Genomic DNA, 18867 nt, shown 5'->3' on the forward strand with positions numbered 1-18867 from the left:
GTCAAAATGAAAGCAGGTTTTCATTTTGACACAGCTTCTGTTTTTTGCTGTCAGATTGACTTGATGAATCTGGCGGGAACGCCTCCAACGATGACATTTGCCGGAACATCTTTAGTTACAACGGCTCCGGCTGCAACGATGGCATTGTCGCCGATGGTCACTCCCTGCAGGATGGTTGCGTTTGAACCTATCCACACATTCTTCCCCAAAGTGATGGGAGCGGGATAAGTATAGATGCGGTCTTCGGGGGCTGTGCCGTGATTGAGGGTTGCGAACACCACATTGTGTCCTATCTGGCAGCCGTCGCCTATGGTCACTCCTCCATGATCCTGAAAGTGGCAGCAGGCGTTTATAAACACATTCTGCCCGATGTGAATGTTTTTGCCGAAGTCGGTGTAAAACGGCGGGAATACGCGCAGGGTAGGATTGACCGGCTGTCCGAACAGCTCGGCCAGCATTTCTCTCACTTCATCCGGCGTATAGTAGCTGGTGTTCAGCTTGAATGTGATCTTTCTTGCTTCGTTGCTCATTTCATTCATAAACAGAAAAATTTCTTCCGTATTCAGGGGCTTTCCTGTTTTCACGTATGCGAGGAAATCGTTCAATGTCATATCTTTTCTCTTTCTTGTTGGTTTGGCTGCAAAGTTAGCCAAGTTAGCCGGTATATCCTGTAGATATATTACGGAAGTTGGTGTCTTAATTACGGCTTTTGCAGCATGTTGTGTACATATTACGGAGATTATAACCGTTATTCCGTTTTTTTCAGGCAAGATGTTCCGGTTCATGATTTATTCTTTAAATTTGTGGAAATAAAAAGTGATTGTTATGGAAGCAGATGTAATCAAACTTGACAAGGTTGAACAATACAATGACCTGTTCGGACTGGAAACGCTTCATCCGCTTGTCAGTGTGGTTGATTTGAAGGAGTCTACCCGGTATCCCACACATTTTATTATCAATTATGGCGTGTATGCGCTTTATCTGAAGGATATCAAGTGCGGGGACATCCGTTACGGAAAGCAGAAGTATGATTATCAGGACGGCACTGTGGTGAGCTTCGCTCCGGGGCAGGTGGCTGAGGTGGAAATGCTCGACGGCATGAAGCCGATGGCAACGGGGCTGCTGTTTCATCCCGACCTGATCCGAGGCACGTCGCTTGGCGAGAATATCAGGCAGTATTCTTTCTTTTCTTATTCTTCGGCGGAAGCCCTTCATTTGTCGGAAACGGAAAAGGAAATATTCATCGACTGTCTGCATAAAATCAAGCTCGAGCTTCTGCGTCCCATCGACAAGCACAGCAAAAGGCTGATATCGAGAAATATCGAACTGCTGCTTGATTATTGCATGAGGTTTTACGAAAGGCAGTTCATTACCCGCAGGGAGGCGAACAGGGATGTGCTGACCAAGTTCGAGGCCTTGCTCGATGCCTATTTCATGGAGAACATGCCTGAGCGGAACGGACTTCCGACGGTGAGGTATTTTGCCGATAAAGTCTGTCTGTCGCCGAACTATTTTGGCGACCTTATAAAGAAAGAAACGGGGAAAACAGCTCAGGAGTATATCCAGAACAAGATTATGGATGTGGCAAAACAGCAGATTGTTGGTACGGACAAGACCGTGAGCCAGATAGCCTATGAACTGGGCTTTCATTATTCGCAGCATTTTAACCGCATTTTCAAGAAAAATGTGGGATGCACGCCCAATGAATACAGGAAGGTGCAGCATGGGTGAGGCTGTAGGAAACCATCCTTCACTGTAAAAAAACGGTGCTTTTGCTTTGTGGCATTCTTTATCTTCAGGTTAGAGATACAGATCTCCAGCTTGGAGATACATGTCTTTAGCCTAAAGATGCATATCTCCAGCGTGGAGATGAACTTTTTAAAGGGCAGGCGGATTTTTCCGCCAGGCAGGAAGAGTATGCCTTGCGCCCAGCCCGAAGCGGAGTGCCGGACAGATTGCCGGATCCGCTCTCTTCCGGGAAAAACAGCATGTTTCTAAATGAATGCGGATTCCGCTAAACCGATGACAAAATGTTTTGAATAGTTTCCGAGGTACAGATTAAGTCTAAAGGAAAAAATCGAATTTGAAAAGGGCGGTTATGGTCTTTCACGGCGGTGTATATTTCATCGGATTGTCACATCAATGCAACAATTAAGGGGATTGAAAGCGATGGTTCAAAAAATATTTTCAATTTATTTTCTTATAAGCAAAACTTTTTATAAATTAACTGCAAATTTTCAAAGAAAATTCGGCGTAGTAGTGGTAGAAGCTAGAAAACGAAAAAACATTTTGCAAACGTTATACAAACAAAACTAACTTTATGAACAGACTTACGGTATGGGGAGGCGTATTTGCCTTGTTAATTCTCCAGGCTTGTGACAACGGGACTCCGGAGAGGATGCAGACGGACAACAGCGTGACAGACAAAGTGACTTTCACGTCTTCCATTGAGAACAATTCCGCATCGAGAGCGTATGATGGAAAGTGGGAAAAGAATGACAGAATCGGAGTGTTTATGCTGAACAATGCAGACGGAACGCCTATTGAAAGCAACGTACCTTATATTACTTCTTCCGGCGACGGCAACTTTGTGGGGGATGGTGATTTCATCCGCTTCCCGGAAGAAGGAACTGTTGTCGATTTTGTAGCCTGCTATCCCTATAAAGCTGATTTGGCAGATGGACTTTCTTATTCGGTTGATGTAAGTGACCAGAGCAGCCAGAAGGCCATTGACCTGATGGTTTCGAACAATCTGACCGGGCGCGATCTCACTAATCAGGCTACGGGAAATAACCTGCAGTTTACGCATGTGCTCTCAAAACTGGTGCTGAACCTGCGCTCTGCAGATAACGGTTCGCTTCAGGGACTGAAGGTTTATGTGCTGGGGACGAAGGTTCGGGCTTCTGTGGGCCTGAAGGACAAGAAACAGACAGAGCCGGAGGGCGAAGCGCAAGATATACTTATGTATACGAATGATGATTGTACGCAGGCGGAAGCGGTGCTTGTGCCTCAGACAATCGGCGGGAAACTGAAGCTGCGTCTGGAAATCAACGGAAAGAGCAAGGAAGTGGAAACCGGCATCGAAGGCGGACTGGTTGCAGGCAACAAATACATCTACAGCTTGACGGTAAGCAATACGGGAGGTCAAATCGTTACAGACCCGGAGGCTGAATATACGCGCTGGTTTGAAACTCCGGTAATTACTGAGTCGCAGCTTGCGCAATATGAATACATAACTCATTATACGGACACGAAGTATACAGGCTCCAACAGTTCATGGGGAAGCGTCCGCAATTATAGTATGTTATATGATACGGATTTAAAGATAGCCTATTGGGTGGCTTATCCGCTGTGCGGATATTATCTGGGAGATTCCGGCCGTACCGATGCCTGGGACTTTGATCCGTCAATACCCAACGGTTTGCAGGCAAACCTTGGAAAGGGATTCAGCGGTTACGACCGGGGACATCAGATTCCGAGTGGCGACCGCACGGGATCGAGAAGCATGAATACCGCTACGTTCTATTATACCAACATGACTCCGCAAATCGGAAAGGGACTGAACCAGACAATCTGGGCTGATTTGGAAGGAGCGGTGAGGGGATGGAGCAGCGGCATTGACACACTCTACGTGGTGACGGGAGCGATGCCTGTCACGCAGACCGACAAGAACATTACTTATGTAGACGACAACAGCGGCAGGGATGTGGCTGTTCCGAAATATTATTTCAAGGCACTGGCCCGGAGAATCTCTTCTACCGGAAGCTATCAGACAATTGCATTCAAGATGGATCAGAAAAGATATTCCGGCAACGATTATGCACAATGTGCTCTCAGCGTCAATGAACTGGAAGAAATCACAGGCTTCACTTTCTTCCCCAACATCGATGATCAGTATAAGAATAGTTCAGAACTATGGTGAGAAAGACTTTTCACTTTTGCAACGCAACGAACAGAATAACCCCTAAAATAAACGAGTTATGAAACTGAGTAATTTATTCTATCTGGGCGCGTTTTCCGCCTTGGTTCTTACCGGATGTAAGAGCAATGATGACAACAGTGAATGGATGGGAAGTGACGGTATCGTCTTTACTTCTCAGATTGAAGGAGTGACTTCAAGAGTATCAGGCGCTTCATGGGATGAAAACGATGAGGTCGGCATCTTTATGACCACTGCTGAAGAAGAATATTCAAACTACAAGTATCTGGCAAAAACAGACGGCTCTCTGGTGGCTGACGGGCAAGTATTGAAGTATCCGGCAAGCGGTGCGTCAAGCTTCATCGCTTATTATCCGTATACGACTTCGCTCAGCGGGAAGATATATGCGGTTAATGTCAGTGACCAGAGTGACCCGAAAAAGATTGACCTGCTCTATTCGAACAATGCTACCGGCATTCAGCCCAACGATCAGGTTGTTCTTAGATTCCAGCATAAGCTGAGTCAGATTGTGCTTAATATTCAGAAGGAAGGCGATCTCGACATCAATGGAATGGCGATAAAGGTTTCCGGAATGAATACAACGGCCAACTTTGACCTGAATGACGGAACATTGACAGCAACAGACAGCAAGGCGGATTTCAATATGAACGTGCAGACGGAAGGGAATACCGGAACGGCTGAGGCTATTGTCATTCCGGCTGCTGACTTGACTGGTGCAACGCTGACTTTCACGCTGGCTGACGGCAAGAACTTTGCATGGACTGTCGATTCGCCGGAAGCAGACGAAAGCTTCAAGGCCGGCACCAAGTATATCTATACAGCTACTATATCCAACACCAACGGACAGCCTGCGGTTGAAATGGGCAAGGCTACGATCGAAGACTGGACTGAACAGGCCGGAGGCAATATCAATGTAGATATGGGAGAAGGTGAAGATCCGCAGCCGGGAGAAGAGTTCGTGGCTTTGGATGAATCGTTTGCTGATGGACAAGGCGAGTTTACCATCAAAAATGTTACTGACCCTCTACCTTCTGGAATATCTTATGTATGGAATTATTCTTCTGGAACAAGTGAATCAGGTGCATATCACTATATGAAAGCCAGTGCACACGTAGGTGATGTGGATTATGCAACGGAAAGTTGGCTTATCTCTCCGGCTATAAACCTGACGAATGCTACAACGGCAACGCTGACTTTTACTCATATTATTAATTATGGCGGCGGTCTTATGTCTACAAACCAAACACTATGGGTAAGTGAAGCATCTGTAGAAGATTGGGAACAGGTTACAATTCCCAATTATCCTAACGGGACAAGTTGGACTGCAGTTTCATCCGGTGATATTGATTTGAGTAAATATGCAGGTAAGACTATTAAATTAGGATTTAAATATGTTAGTACAGAATCTTCTGCTGCTACATGGGAAGTTTATGATATAAAAGTTGTTGGCAATCCAGGAGGCGGAACAGTTGATCCAGATCCGGATCCGGAACCGTCAGGAAGCAATCTTTTGACTAATCCTGGATTTGAAGATTGGACAGCAACATTGCCTACTGCATGGGATAATAAAACTTATAATACGGGAGAAATTGTAAAAGAAACTACCATCAAGCATGAAGGGAATAATTCTCTTAGGCAGACTTCTGCAAGTGGGACGAATAAGGTTCAACAGGAAGTCAATATTATAGGTGGAAAAAAATATCGTATATCTTATTGGTTCTTAGACAACGACACCAAAGCATCAAGCAGATATTGGTTTGCAATTGTTGGAAGTGACAATAAAACTATCACTGATATCAACGATCAAATCCAGCAGAAAGACTATTCAACAGATAATGCTGAATGGCAAAATGTTGTAATTGAATTTACAGCGCCTGAAGGTGCCGCTAAAATGCGTTATGAGGTAAGAACATATCGTAATCTAGATAGCAACGAAGCTGGTGGATACATTTACTACGATGATATGGAACTGACAGAGGTCCAATAATAAATTACCATTTTGAAAGAAATGAAGAATCTCGCGGACAACCAGTGTCGCGGGATTCTTCTCTTCTCACTGAATAACCTGAAGAGGTTAACTAAACAATTAATAACAACTTACAAAAACTATTTATGAAACAAAAATTACTGTTCTTCATGGCATTCCTGTTGCCCTGCCTGCTCTTTGCACAAAGCAGATACAGCGTAAAGGGTAATGTAATCGGAGCAGTGAGCAACGATCCTGTTCCGGGAGTCATTGTGACCGTTACGGAACATGACATTCAGGTAACGACCGATGCAGACGGAAGATTTACTCTCCGGAACATGCAGCCCGGAAAATACGTGCTCCATTTAAACTCCGTAATGATTACTCCGAAAAGTGTGACCATCGAAGTGAATGATCTGGGCGATACGGAACTCGACCCGATCCGTGTGACTGAACTCAACGCCAACGAAGACATCTCAATGATCGGAATCATTGATGCGGAGATGGTGGACGATGATGTGGAAAGCGCTTCGCAGGATGTCAGCTCTACAGTAATCCTCTCGAACGACATTTTCTTGAACCGCACCGCTTATCAATTGTCGCCGGGACGATTCTCGCCCAGAGGATACAACAGCACCAAAGAACTGAAATACATCAACGGTGTGGAATTCAACGATCAGAACCGGGGCGTGTTCAATTATGCTTCAATCGGCGCTTTGAACGACATGACACGCAACGGTGACGTAACCAACTTCACCGCGCCTTCGCGCTTTACTTTTGGGGCGTTGGGAGGAGCAGAAAACATAGACATGCGCGCCTCAAGCTATACGCCGGGCGGCAAACTGACGCTAAGCTATACGAACAGAAACTATTATCTCCGCGGCATGTTCACCTATTCAACGGGAGTGAACGACAACGGATGGGCTGTCACTGCTTCTGTGGGAGGAAGATATTCGCATGAAGGAAATATTGACGGAACATTCTACAACAATGTTTCACTGGCACTTTCGGCCGAAAAGCAATGGGAAGGCGGAAAACACAGCCTGTCGATGGTGGCCTTCGTTTCGCCCGTACAGCGCGGGCAGCAGGGAAGCTCTTACCGCGAAGTGTATGAACTGACAGACAACTATCTGTATAATCCGAACTGGGGGTATCAGAACGGCAAGAAAAGGAATGCGAGAGTGGTGACGGCATTCGACCCGACAGCAATCATTTCGCATGTCTGGAAGATAAACGACAACATGCGTCTGACAACCGGTATCGGAGCGCATTACCAGCGCTATGGAAATACAGCACTGAACTGGTATAACGGACCGGATCCGCGTCCGGACTACTACCGTTATCTCCCGTCTTACTTCGAGAACGAAAGCGTGCAGATGCTTTATCGGGATTTGTGGAGAAGCGGCGATCCGAGCTTTACCCAACTGAACTGGGACAACATGTATCTGGCTAATGCCAACAATCTGCGTAACGGAAACGGTGCGGCCATCTATATGGTGGAAGAAAGACGCAGCGACCTTTTTGAAACTTCGCTCAACTCGACACTGAACGCGCGCTTCGGAAGACATCTGAATCTGACTGCCGGAGTAGGCGCACGGTTTACTCAATCGCGCCAGTTCAAGACGGTAGATGATTTGCTGGGAGCCGAATACGTGCTGGATATCGACAAGTTCTCCGAGCAGGACTTTTCTGGCGACCATGACAAAATTCAGAACGACCTGCTGCGCCCGGACCGGAAAGTGTATGAAGGCGGTATCTTTGGCTATAACTTCAATCTGAACATTTATTCGGTGAATGCGTGGGTAGTGAACCAGTATACTTCGCGTCACTGGGATTACTATTATGGGATGAAACTGACCTATACCAATTTCCAGCGTGACGGAAAAATGATGAACGGACGTTATCCTGACGATTCGTACGGAAAGGGTGCCAACCACTCGTTTACCGACATCATGCTGAAAGGCGGTCTGACCTATAAATTCAACGGACGCCACATGCTGACAGCCAACGTCAGCTACGGAAGCGAGGCTCCGCTGCCCTATGATGCCTATATTTCACCGCGTATCACCGACCGCACCATCAGTAACATAGAAAGCGGGCGTGTGTTCTCGGCTGACTTGAACTATATATTCTCCATGCCGAAGTTTGCGGGACGTATCGGTGTGTTCCAGACTAATTTCTATGATCAGATGGAACGTAACAGCTATTACGACGGAATTGAAGGGACCTTCATCAATCACATCCTGTATGGCGTAAACCGTATTCATCGCGGATTTGAAGTGGGAGCGACCTACAAGCTGGACGACCATTGGAGTTTCGACCTGGCCGGTACTGTAGGCGAATACTATTACAGCAACAATCCGAACGGACTCAGACACTCCGAAAACGGCAAGGTAGTAGAAGAAGAAAAAGTGTATATGAAAGACGTATATGTAGGAGGAATGCCCCAGATAGCCGGAACTTTCGGAATCCGCTACTTCATCAACTACTGGTTCTTGGGAGCTAATGTAAACTGGTTTGCACGCAACTATATAGAGGCAGCTCCGCTCCGCCGGCAGGCTTCGAACTATGAAACCGTAAATCCGTACGATCCGGAAATGATGGAAGCTTATCGTAAGCTGACTACTCAGGAACGTTTCCCGTCGGCCTATACGATCGATCTTTCAGTAGGTAAGATCTTCTATCTGCGCAACCGCCAGTCTATCAACTTCAATTTGTCGGTGAACAACTTGCTGAACAAAGAGGATATTTGTACGGGAGGTTACGAGCAGGGCCGCTCGGATCTGGACTATCCGGACCGGTTTGGTGGAAAATACTATTATATGCAGGGAATCAACTGCTTCCTGAACTTAAGCTACCGCTTCTAACGATTCATATTACTAACGACAATAAAACTTATCATATATGAAACTTTTGAATAAATTCAGTTTATTGCTGCTTTCCGCTTCATTTGCATTTACTGCTTGCGAACGCGATTATGATGCACCTCCTTTGAGCGAACCGGAATATACCGGTCCGGCAGCAAATACAACCATAGCCGAATTGCGCGAATTAGGCGCGAGCGCAACCCAGGATGTACCGTTCGTTATCGCCGGAGATTTTGTTTTGAAGGCTACCGTAACAGGTAACGACGAATCGGGAAACATCTATAAAAAAATATACTTTCAGGATGAAACAAGTGCCATCGAGATGGAAGTTGACCAGAACAGCGTGTACAATTATTATCCGGTGGGACAGGTTGTTTATGTAAACTTGAAAGGATTGAGCATATCAGTGTATGGCGACGAGCAACAGTTGGGACATCCTGACGGTTATCTTTATCGTACCCCATGGGAAACATTTCAGGAGGTTGTGAGCAAAGACGGATGGGCTAATCCCGAAAACGCCAAACCTACAGTCATTGATGACATAAGTACGGTCAACACAAACGTTGACGGCTATAAGTTCAAGCTTGTCCAGTTTACGAATGTGTCTTTTGCAAACGGAGGTAAAAACATTTTCGCTCCGGAAAGTGGTTACGGTGAAGAGAATATCGTAGATAGTCATGGCAATACGCTGATGGTGCGCACCAGCAATTATGCTGATTTTGCCGGACAGACGCTCCCTGCAGGAAGAGGCAATGTAACTGGTATTTTGGGAAGATTCAACGGTACATGGCAGCTGACTCTCCGTTCGATCAATGATGTTGCTGACTTTACAGGAGAAAGCGCTGGCGATGGAGAACAGGGAGGTGAAACGGAAGAAAACGTTATCTTCAGTGAAACTTTCGGGACTCCGGAGAGGAGTGGCAGTTATTGGCCTTTATTTAAAGATTACAATGGGTTTGATAATCCGAAGGAGATGTTCGAAGACGAATCAGGAAAGGCTTCTGTGCGTATCGCAAACAATTACACGAACGTTTGGTATCCTACCGGTTCTGATATTAATATTAAGATAAAGGGCATCAATGCACAGGGACAAACTGTAGCTACTTTGGTATATGAAGCTGGAGCGAATGTATATGATGCTGGTGAAACTCAGGATCTGAACACGTTGAAAGTGCGTTGCAATGGAACTGAGCTGACTGTGCCAAGTAAAGTTGTTACCGGTGATGATAAGCAAGGCAATACGCCCTTCAAATTCACGTTTGAGAATGTAAATGTTTCTGACGATACTACCTTGGAGTTTTATACTACGTCCGCAGACAATACATACGGGCTTCGTTTGTATAATGTTAAGTTGTATACCGCAACAAGTGGTGGAGGCTCTCAAGGCGGCAATACCGGAGATGGAGGCACGCCTATAGAACCGATACCGACCAACAATTAAAATGTAATCTGATTATTTATGAACAAACGAATCATTTTATTGAGCCTGTTTGTGACATGTATTGCACTCAGCCTTTCTGCACAGCAGAAAAGGCTGGGCGTATATGCCGCGGCATTCTATAACTTGGAAAATCTTTGGGATACGGAAGATGATCCGGACAACCCGGGGGATGATGAGTTCACTCCTAAAGGTCCGTACGAATGGACGGAAACAAAATACAGGCAGAAATTGAACAATGTGGCTAAAGTGATTTCTCAACTGGCGCTTGACTATTGCCCTGCCGGGCCGGCGATTATAGGTATTTCGGAGGTGGAGAACCGGAAGGTGGTCGAAGATTTGGTGAAGGCAGAGCCTGTTGCTTCGAGAAACTATCAGATCGTGCATTTTGAGTCGCCCGACCATCGGGGAATTGATGTGGCAGCACTTTATAACCCGCGTCTGTTCCGTTTCATTTCTGCTCAGAAATATCCGTTCAACAAACCGGATATGCCTGACTATCGTACGCGTGATATTCTTCTGGTAAACGGACTTCTGGCAGGGGAGCCTTTCCACTTGATTGTGAATCACTGGCCTTCGCGCTATGGCGGTGCCAAGTCTTCTCCGTTGCGGGAGTTTGCGGCAAGCATTGTCAAGCATATCGCTGATTCGCTTCATGCAGACAACCCGGAAGCGAAAGTCTTGATCGTCGGCGACTTGAATGATGATCCGAGCGACCCGAGCTGCAGCAAGGTTCTGGGTGCCAAGAAGAATAAGAAAGATGTGAAGCCGGATGGTTATTTCAACGCAACTTGGAAATTCTTCGATGAAGGCATCGGCTCGCTGTGTTATCAGGACAAATGGAACTTGTTTGACCAGCAGATCGTTTCGGGGAATCTGTTGGGCAAAGACCGCAGTACGCTGAAGTTCTGGAAATCGGAGATCTTTAACCGTTCGTTCCTTATCCAGCAGGAGGGCAAGTATAAAGGCTATCCGCTGAGAACCTTTTCGGGTACGACCTTCCAGAACGGATACAGTGACCATTTACCCACACTGACATATTTCATTAAAGAAATCCAATGACATTGACGGGCAAAGGCGGACGGGTGATGGAGAAACTGAATAAACGGCCTCGTTCACCCGTCCGCCTTTACTTTTTGATCAATATTCAAAAGTAATTCCCAATGTGGGAAGCACCGTTCCGCTTTCCTGTCTGATTGACTTCATTACGTAACGCTGCTCAGCCGACGGAGCAGATGGGTTTGCTATCTGCCCGGTGCTCATCAGTACATCCTGCTGGCGCAGCTTGCTCCCGGTGATGTTCTGTATGTCGATATAGAAGCCGAGCATATATTTCTTCAAGTAAAACGTTTTGTCTATGCGCACGTCAAGTTGTCCGAAAGCAGGCAGACGTTCCGAATTGTAGCGGCTATAGTCGAAGTAGGGCTTGCCCTGTGCGTTCCATGCCTCCACCAGCGATGACTTGTCCGTATCGTAAGGAGTGTAGGGAGAGCCGCCGATGCAGCATACTTTCATTCCTACGCTCCAGTTCTTCGGAAAGTTGTACGTGCCGCTTACGTTCAGAATAAAGCGGTTGTCCCATGCGGACGGCAGATAACTTCCTTCGTTGCCGGAGCGGAATTCGCTCTTGAACAGCGTAAATGAGGACGAAAGGTTCAGCCGGTTAGTGAGCAGCCATTTGAACATCATTTCAACCCCGTATGAACGTCCTTGAGCTTTCGACACGAGTTCTTCGTTGCCTATCACTCCATAGTCGTTCCCTTTGCAGGATAAAGGTATGCCGTCGGTTACGGAAAGAGGCATATTGCGGTATAATTTATAGAATCCTTCAACTGATACTTCCATCGTTTCATTCGGGTTCCAGGTCAGTCCGATGCTTTCTTGCGAAACGGAAGTATAATCCAGATCGCGGTTGACATACTGCCCTTCATTTCCTTTGAATCCCAATGCCGTATATTGGGGAAGCTGGTAATATAATCCTACATGGCCGCTCAGAAAAAGTCCGTCAAGCAGCCGGTATGATACCGAGAGCCTGGGTGACATCTGGCGCCAGAGCTCTTTCATTCTGTCGCTGTAATTGTTCGCATCCGCCCGCAATCCCAATGATGCGGTGAAGCTTTCATCGGAGGAAATATAGTTCATTGACGCGAATAGCCCCCAGCGTAACAGGTTCAGGCTGGTATGATAGTCTGACAGATGCATCTGGTCGGTAAAAATTTTCTGGTAAGTGGTGTTCGTATAGTGCGACTGCCCCAGCTCCAGTCCGAAATTCAGTTTCCATACGTTCCATGCAGAAGTGTTCTCCAGCCGCAATTTTGTTTCCTGTTCTACAGAGCGCAGATTCAGTGTCAGGTTCTCTTCACTGCTTTCATCATTGTTCAGATACTTCAGGTTGCGGTTGTTCAGGTAGCTGTGGCTCAATGTGACCGTTTGCACATGATTGCCGGCATAATGCCGGTAGACTCCTCCCAGCGTAAAGGTTTCCTGTTCTATCTTTGGCAGATAGCTCAGCATGTATTCTGCATCCTCTCCGTCGATGCCCAGATTCAGTTTCATGCGGTCGATTCCTCCCAATCCCAGTACGGTCAGTTCATTCTGCGGATTGAAGCGGGTCTTGACTTTAAACGAAGCGTCGGTGTAGGCTGGAAGAAAAGGCAGGCCCAGCACTTTGAAAAGCATCTGCAAGTATGACTGCCGGACGGATACCAGATAGGAGGTACGTTCGCCGAAGTGTCCGTTGGAACTCAGTGAAACTTCTGATGCTCCCAGCGTAGCCTTTATTGAATTATGCTCCATGTCACCGTCGCGCAGGCTGAAGTCGAGAACCGAGCTCAGCGCATTGCCTCGGTTGGCGGGGAAAGCTCCGCTGTAAAAGTTTACGTTGCGGATCAAGTCTGCGTCAATCAGCCCGACCGGCCCTCCTGATGCTCCTTGTGTACTGAAATGATTGATGTTTGGAATCTCGACTCCATCGAGGTAGAAGCGGTTTTCTGAGGGGCCTCCTCCGCGTACGATCAGGTCGTTGCGATAGCCGATGGGGGAGAATGCTACACCCGGATAATTCTGTACCACACGCGATATGTCCCGGTTGGCTCCCGGTGCCTTTTCTATCTCCTGCATTCCGATGATGCGGAGGCTGACCGGGCTTTCTGCCACCCGGCGGAAAGGAGAGGCCGTAACGGTGACCATATCCAGTGCTGCCGCTTCTTCATCCATCTCGATAAAAATATGAGGGGTGATGTGATTCACTCTGTATTCCGGAGTCACGGCTGTTTTGTAGCCTATCAATGAAGCCTGCAGGCTGTAGATTCCTGGAGGCACGTTTCTGATTTCAAAATTGCCGGAAGCATCGGTCGTGCCGCCGATTCCCAGTCCCATAACCAGAACGTTGACAAATTCGATCGGTTCGCGTGATTTCCGGTCGATTACGGTTCCGGCTATGCGGTAGTTGGCAGCCAGAAGCCGAAAGACGGCCAGAAGCAAAGTCAGGAACAGGGCTATTCGTTTGAAGGACATAGGCTTTGGAAGAGGTCGGTGAGAAGGTGTGCCAGGATTTAAGCGGGCCGGGCACAGGAAATATAAAGTTGCAGAGGAGAAAATAGCTGCCAGTCTGTGTCTTTACACTTGGATCTTTATCCTGTCACACCTTCTTCAGACACGATTGTAAACGGTTCAATGTAAACGGATTCTTGGTTCGTGCCGGATATTCCGGTTAAAGATTTTCTCTGATAGCCTTTGCAATGGCTTCAAAATCCTCCGGCTGGAGTTTCAGTTTGGGATTCGAGAACAGCATGTCTGATTCTTTTTGCATCGGAATCAGATGAATGTGAGCATGGGGAACCTCAAGTCCGATTACCGCTTCGCCTACCTTTCTGCAGGGGAAGGCCTTCTGGATTGCCAGTGCCACATGTTTTGCAAACACGTGCATCTCTCCCAGATCTTCATCAGAAAGGTCAAAAATGTAATCCACTTCCTGTTTCGGCACTACCAGCGTGTGGCCTTTGGCCAGTGGGTTGATGTCGAGGAAAGCATAAAATTTGTCGTTCTCGGCTACTTTGTAGCTGGGAATCTCACCTGCGATGATTTTGCTGAATATTGTTGCCATACCGTATGAAATTAAATAAGGCAAGCCTGCACGAAGCAGACCTGCCTTCTGTTAGAATGATATACCTGTTACTTCCAAGCTGATTTTGCCCTGGGGAATCGTGATTTCAGCGACATCGCCTACTTTCTTTCCCAGCAGCCCTTGCGCAATCGGAGTGTTCACCGAGATTTTACCTTGTTTCAGGTTTGCTTCGTTTTCAGACACAATTGTATACGCCATTTTCATTCCGGTCTTTACGTTCTTCAGTTCCACCCGGCTCAGAATCTGTACTGTATCTGTTTTCAGCTTTGAAGTGTCGATGATTTTTGCATCTCCGATAGTAGCTTTCAGCTGGTTGATTTTCATTTCAAGCATACTTTGCGCTTCTTTTGCTGCATCGTATTCTGCGTTTTCCGACAAGTCGCCCTTGTCACGCGCTTCCGCAATGGCAGCAATCACCTTCGGCCGTTCAACCGACTCAAGGCGTCTTAATTCAGCCACCAGTTGCTGGTAGCCTTCTTCTGACATATAAGCCATAATTTTTCCTCCTATATATTTCGTTAGTTAATAATTTCAGATAAAAGTAAAGGGCTGTTCCAAAATAGAACCACCTATCAAAAGTAAAGTCATTCTGAACGAAGAAAAGAAGACGGGCACTGAGAAAGACAACGCCCACCGTCTTCACTTTGTTCAGAATGACAATTTTGAATAGTCAGTAAAAATTTTGATACAGCCTCTTGGCTATAAACTCTTTGTATTTTCTGCAAAGATAAGCTTTTTTGTATTACGAACCAAATGCAGAGAGATATGCTTTACAACATATATGGAATATTAAAGAAGTTTCTTGATTTCCGTTTCCAGATCGGCGTTTTCCGGGAGCCGGAGGCTCAGTTCGTTATTGCGGTTTATGAGGAAGCTTCCGGGAAGTTTGGTCAGACCGTATATGTTGATATACGATGAGTAGGGGCCTTGCGGATCGCGGACGCAAATCCACGGCAGATTGTCGGCCGCGGTTTTCCAGAAATGCTCGTCCACGTCAAACGAAACCTGGTAAATTTCGAATCCCTGCGGCGCATACTTGTTGTAGAGTTCGCGCAAGGCAAGGTTGCGTACGCCGGAGGTGGCGGCGCCATAAGCCGTGAAGTCGAGGAGCACGACTTTTCCTTTCAGGTCTGTAAGGTGATGAAGCTTGCCGTTGATGTCTTTCAGCGGAACGTCTATGATGGATGTTTCCTGAATCTTGTCGGCCGGCAGAGCTATTTGTTCCTGCGCCGGCGTGCGCGTATTCTTCATTCCCTTAATTACCATGTTATAAAGGTTGCGCGAACGGTCGGCATGGGGGTAAAGGTTGTTCAGGCTGGTAGCGACGGCCGCAAAGCATTTCACGTCGTCCTTGCTCGTCAGCGGGTCGAAAATCATGTAGCCGTTCAGCGTCTGGAACAATGCGAAGTAGGCGTATGACTTGTTGGGAGCCGCGAAAATATAGTTCCGGCGCACCTTTTCCTTATAGGCATTCACTATCCGCATCAAGCTGTCCTGAGCAATTCCGGCGGGCAGCCCCGACTGTCCTAATTTGTTGACAGCCTGCTGCAGTCCGGACTGCAGCAAAGCAAGTTCCTTTATTTTCAGGTTGTTTTCCGAACCTTCAATCTGATAGTCTGTGGAGAAGCCGTTGTAATCGGCCTTCACCGTTACCGTTTCAATGGAATCTACCGAAAAATTGATGATCTGATTGTCTATGCGCAGGCGATAGAATTCCGGAGATTCGGGGCGGTTGCCTTTGAAGCTGAAAGTTCCCTTGCTGCCGAGCTTGACAGAGTCGAGTTCAACAATACCTTCCAGACCGGTCTGCTCAAAATACAGCATTTTGTCATCGGCGCCAGTTACCGCACCTTCTACGAGGAAAGACGGATTCTGGTTGCAGCCAGCCAGAACGGCAGCTATCAAAGCTGCCACCATATAAGCACTTCTTTTCATTGACAGTTCTTTTTTAATTTTGCTGCAAAGTTACTTCTTTTCATGACTTCACAAAGTTTTTCCGCCACAAATCGATTTCACGCGCCTGCAAACCTTTTTCCGGGCAGGGAAGGGCCGCCGGGAAACGGCCGTAGCCTTGAATAAAACGGCCGCTCGTCTTGCCCGGTTTGTCCCGTCATCTTTGCAGAGATGGCCTGTCTTTTTTTGAGGGGATTTCGGTGGCGGAGAAAATGAGGAAACGTGATTCCGGTTTCAGAAAACGAACATATAAAAAACGTGTTGGCGGTAAAAGTTTTCACGGATAACGAGGGTGGTATACAATAAAATATCTATCTTTGCGCAGATTTTTGAAATAATATAAAAAAGTTTTTTATGATCAATCCTATTGTTAAGACGATCGAGTTGAGAGATGGAAGAACCATCACGCTCGAAACGGGAAAGCTTGCAAAACAGGCAGATGGTGCTGTTATGCTGCGCATGGGAAATACCATGCTGCTGGCTACTGTTTGTGCAGCAAAAGATGCAGTTCCCGGTACAGATTTCATGCCTCTCCAGGTAGAGTACAGAGAAAAATATTCCTCATTCGGACGTTTTCCGGGTGGCTTTACCAAACGTGAAGGAAAGGCTTCTGATTACGAAATCCTTACTTGTCGTCTGGTGGACCGTGCCTTGCGCCCGCTGTTCCCGGACAACTATCACGCAGAAGTATACGTGAACATCATTCTTTTCTCTGCCGACGGCGTTGACATGCCTGACGCACTGGCCGGACTTGCCGCTTCTGCTGCTTTGGCCGTATCCGACATCCCGTTCGGAGGCCCGATTTCAGAAGTGCGTGTAGCCCGCATCGACGGCAAATTCGTTATCGACCCTACTTTTGAAGAGTTGAAGCGTGCCGACATGGATATCATGGTTGCAGCAACTTACGATAATATCATGATGGTGGAAGGCGAAATGAAGGAAGTTTCAGAACAGGATCTGCTGGAAGCCATGAAGTTCGCTCACGAAGAAATCAAGATTCACTGCAAGGCGCAGATGGAACTGATGGAGGAAGCGGGCAAGACGGTGAAGCGCGAATACTGTCATGAAGAAAATGATGAAGATCTGCGCAAGGCCGTTCATGAAGCCTGCTATGCAAAGGCATATGCCGTAGCAGAGTCAGGCAACAAGAACAAGCACGAACGTGAAGATGCGTTTGCTGCCATCTGCGACGAATTCAAGGCTCAGTTCACAGAAGAAGAGCTGGAAGAAAAAGGCCCTATGATCGACCGCTACTACCACGATGTGGAAAAAGAGGCTATGCGCCGTTGCATCCTTGACGAAGGAAAACGTCTGGACGGACGTGCCACTACTGACATACGTCCGATATGGTGCGAAGTAAGTCCGCTGCCCGGTCCTCACGGCTCGTCAATCTTCACCCGCGGTGAAACTCAGTCGTTGAGTACCGTGACGCTGGGAACAAAGCTCGACGAGAAGATCATTGATGATGTGCTTGACCAGCACAAGGAGCGTTTCTTGCTGCACTATAACTTCCCGCCGTTCTCAACCGGTGAGGCAAAAGCGCAGCGCGGTGTAGGCCGCCGCGAAATCGGTCACGGCCATCTGGCATGGCGTGCGCTGAAAGGACAGATTCCCGCAGACTATCCGTACTGTGTGCGTGTGGTTTCAGATATTCTCGAGTCAAACGGTTCGTCTTCTATGGCTACCGTATGTGCCGGAACACTGGCCCTGATGGATGCCGGTGTGCCTATCAAGAAGCCGGTATCAGGTATTGCAATGGGATTGATCAAGAATGCCGGAGAAGACAAGTATGCGGTGCTTTCAGACATCTTGGGAGATGAAGACCACTTGGGAGATATGGACTTTAAGGTGACAGGTACCCGCGACGGTATCACCGCTACACAGATGGATATCAAATGCGACGGACTTACGTATGACATTCTTGAAAAAGCACTGTTGCAGGCAAAGCAGGGACGCGAATACATTCTCGGCAAATTGACCGACTGCATCGCCGAACCTCGCGCCGAACTGAAGCCTCATGCTCCGCGTATCGAAACGATGACCATTCCGAAAGAATTCATCGGAGCCGTAATCGGCCCGGGCGGAAAGATTATTCAGGGTATGCAGGAGGAAACCGGAGCTACCATTACGATAGAAGAAACCGACGGTGTGGGACGCATTGAAATCGCCGGAAACAACAAGACGAGCATTGATGACGCAATTCGCCTTATCAAGAATATTGTTGCTGTTCCCGAAGTGGGCGAAACCTATAAAGGCAAGGTGCGCTCTGTAATGCCTTACGGAGCATTTGTTGAGTTCCTGCCTGGAAAAGACGGCTTGCTCCACATTTCTGAAATCGACTGGAAGCGTTTTGAAACGATTGAAGAAACCGGACTGAAAGAAGGCGATGAAATCGACGTGAAGCTGATGGATATCGATCCGAAAACGGGCAAATTCAAACTGTCGCACAAGGCTCTGCTTCCCAAACCGGAAGGTGTGGAAAACGGAAACGGCAAAGGCGAAGGACGCGGAAAGCGCGAACGTCGTCCGCACAACAATCCGAAAGAATAAATGCAGCTTAGCTTAAGCTTATTCGCA

The 18867-nt window shown here is 47.3% G+C and carries 12 protein-coding genes; 7 read left to right on the forward strand and 5 right to left on the reverse strand.

Going from position 1 to position 18867, the window contains the following annotated elements; genetic code table 11:
* Window positions 1–50: 50 nt before the first annotated feature.
* The gene (locus QUW60_RS08640; protein WP_258337955.1) at window positions 51–611 is read right to left on the reverse strand and encodes a sugar O-acetyltransferase; all 561 of its coding nucleotides are present in this window, start codon (window positions 609–611) and stop codon (window positions 51–53) included.
* A 214-nt stretch (window positions 612–825) separates the two neighbouring features.
* Here QUW60_RS08640 and QUW60_RS08645 point away from each other — a divergent pair, with 214 nt between their 5' ends.
* From QUW60_RS08645 to QUW60_RS08670, 6 genes are all read left to right on the forward strand, one after another.
* Entirely contained in the window at window positions 826–1731 is a 906-nt protein-coding gene (locus tag QUW60_RS08645) for a helix-turn-helix domain-containing protein (RefSeq protein ID WP_289559872.1), read from the forward strand.
* Window positions 1732–2320: 589 nt separating this feature from the next.
* Window positions 2321–3922, forward strand: coding sequence for a DNA/RNA non-specific endonuclease (locus QUW60_RS08650; protein ID WP_289559874.1), 1602 nt, complete (start codon window positions 2321–2323; stop codon window positions 3920–3922).
* A 58-nt stretch (window positions 3923–3980) separates the two neighbouring features.
* The gene (locus QUW60_RS08655; protein ID WP_289559876.1) at window positions 3981–5927 is read left to right on the forward strand and encodes a fimbrillin family protein; all 1947 of its coding nucleotides are present in this window, start codon (window positions 3981–3983) and stop codon (window positions 5925–5927) included.
* 125 nt (window positions 5928–6052) lie between these two features.
* Window positions 6053–8773 (forward strand): beta-sandwich domain-containing protein, encoded by a 2721-nt coding sequence (locus QUW60_RS08660; protein WP_289559878.1) that lies wholly within the window; start codon window positions 6053–6055, stop codon window positions 8771–8773.
* 37 nt (window positions 8774–8810) lie between these two features.
* Complete coding sequence (locus QUW60_RS08665; RefSeq protein ID WP_289559880.1) at window positions 8811–10214, forward strand: DUF5689 domain-containing protein; 1404 nt, start codon at window positions 8811–8813, stop codon at window positions 10212–10214.
* 18 nt (window positions 10215–10232) lie between these two features.
* On the forward strand, window positions 10233–11273 hold the full coding sequence (locus QUW60_RS08670; protein WP_258337961.1) for an endonuclease/exonuclease/phosphatase family protein: 1041 nt from the start codon (window positions 10233–10235) through the stop codon (window positions 11271–11273).
* Window positions 11274–11351: 78 nt separating this feature from the next.
* On the opposite strand, the gene QUW60_RS08675 is transcribed toward QUW60_RS08670, so the two are convergent.
* The 4 genes from QUW60_RS08675 to QUW60_RS08690 form a co-directional block, all read right to left on the reverse strand.
* A complete protein-coding gene (locus tag QUW60_RS08675) occupies window positions 11352–13727 on the reverse strand; it encodes a TonB-dependent receptor (protein WP_289559882.1) in 2376 nt (791 codons plus the stop codon).
* 196 nt (window positions 13728–13923) lie between these two features.
* Window positions 13924–14316 carry an HIT family protein gene (locus QUW60_RS08680; protein WP_289559884.1) on the reverse strand — a complete coding sequence of 131 codons (393 nt, stop codon included), beginning with the start codon at window positions 14314–14316 and terminating at the stop codon, window positions 13924–13926.
* Window positions 14317–14367: 51 nt separating this feature from the next.
* Entirely contained in the window at window positions 14368–14832 is a 465-nt protein-coding gene (gene greA, locus QUW60_RS08685; protein ID WP_289559886.1) for a transcription elongation factor GreA, read from the reverse strand.
* A gap of 294 nt (window positions 14833–15126) precedes the next feature.
* Window positions 15127–16272, reverse strand: coding sequence for a TlpA disulfide reductase family protein (locus QUW60_RS08690; protein ID WP_289559888.1), 1146 nt, complete (start codon window positions 16270–16272; stop codon window positions 15127–15129).
* 372 nt (window positions 16273–16644) lie between these two features.
* On the opposite strand from QUW60_RS08690, the gene pnp reads away from it, so the two are divergent.
* Window positions 16645–18840 (forward strand): polyribonucleotide nucleotidyltransferase, encoded by a 2196-nt coding sequence (gene pnp, locus QUW60_RS08695; protein WP_258337966.1) that lies wholly within the window; start codon window positions 16645–16647, stop codon window positions 18838–18840.
* The last annotated feature ends 27 nt before the right edge of the window (window positions 18841–18867 follow it).

It is taken from the genome of Bacteroides gallinaceum (genome assembly GCF_030373775.1).
GTDB classification, from domain to species: domain Bacteria; phylum Bacteroidota; class Bacteroidia; order Bacteroidales; family Bacteroidaceae; genus Phocaeicola; species Phocaeicola excrementipullorum.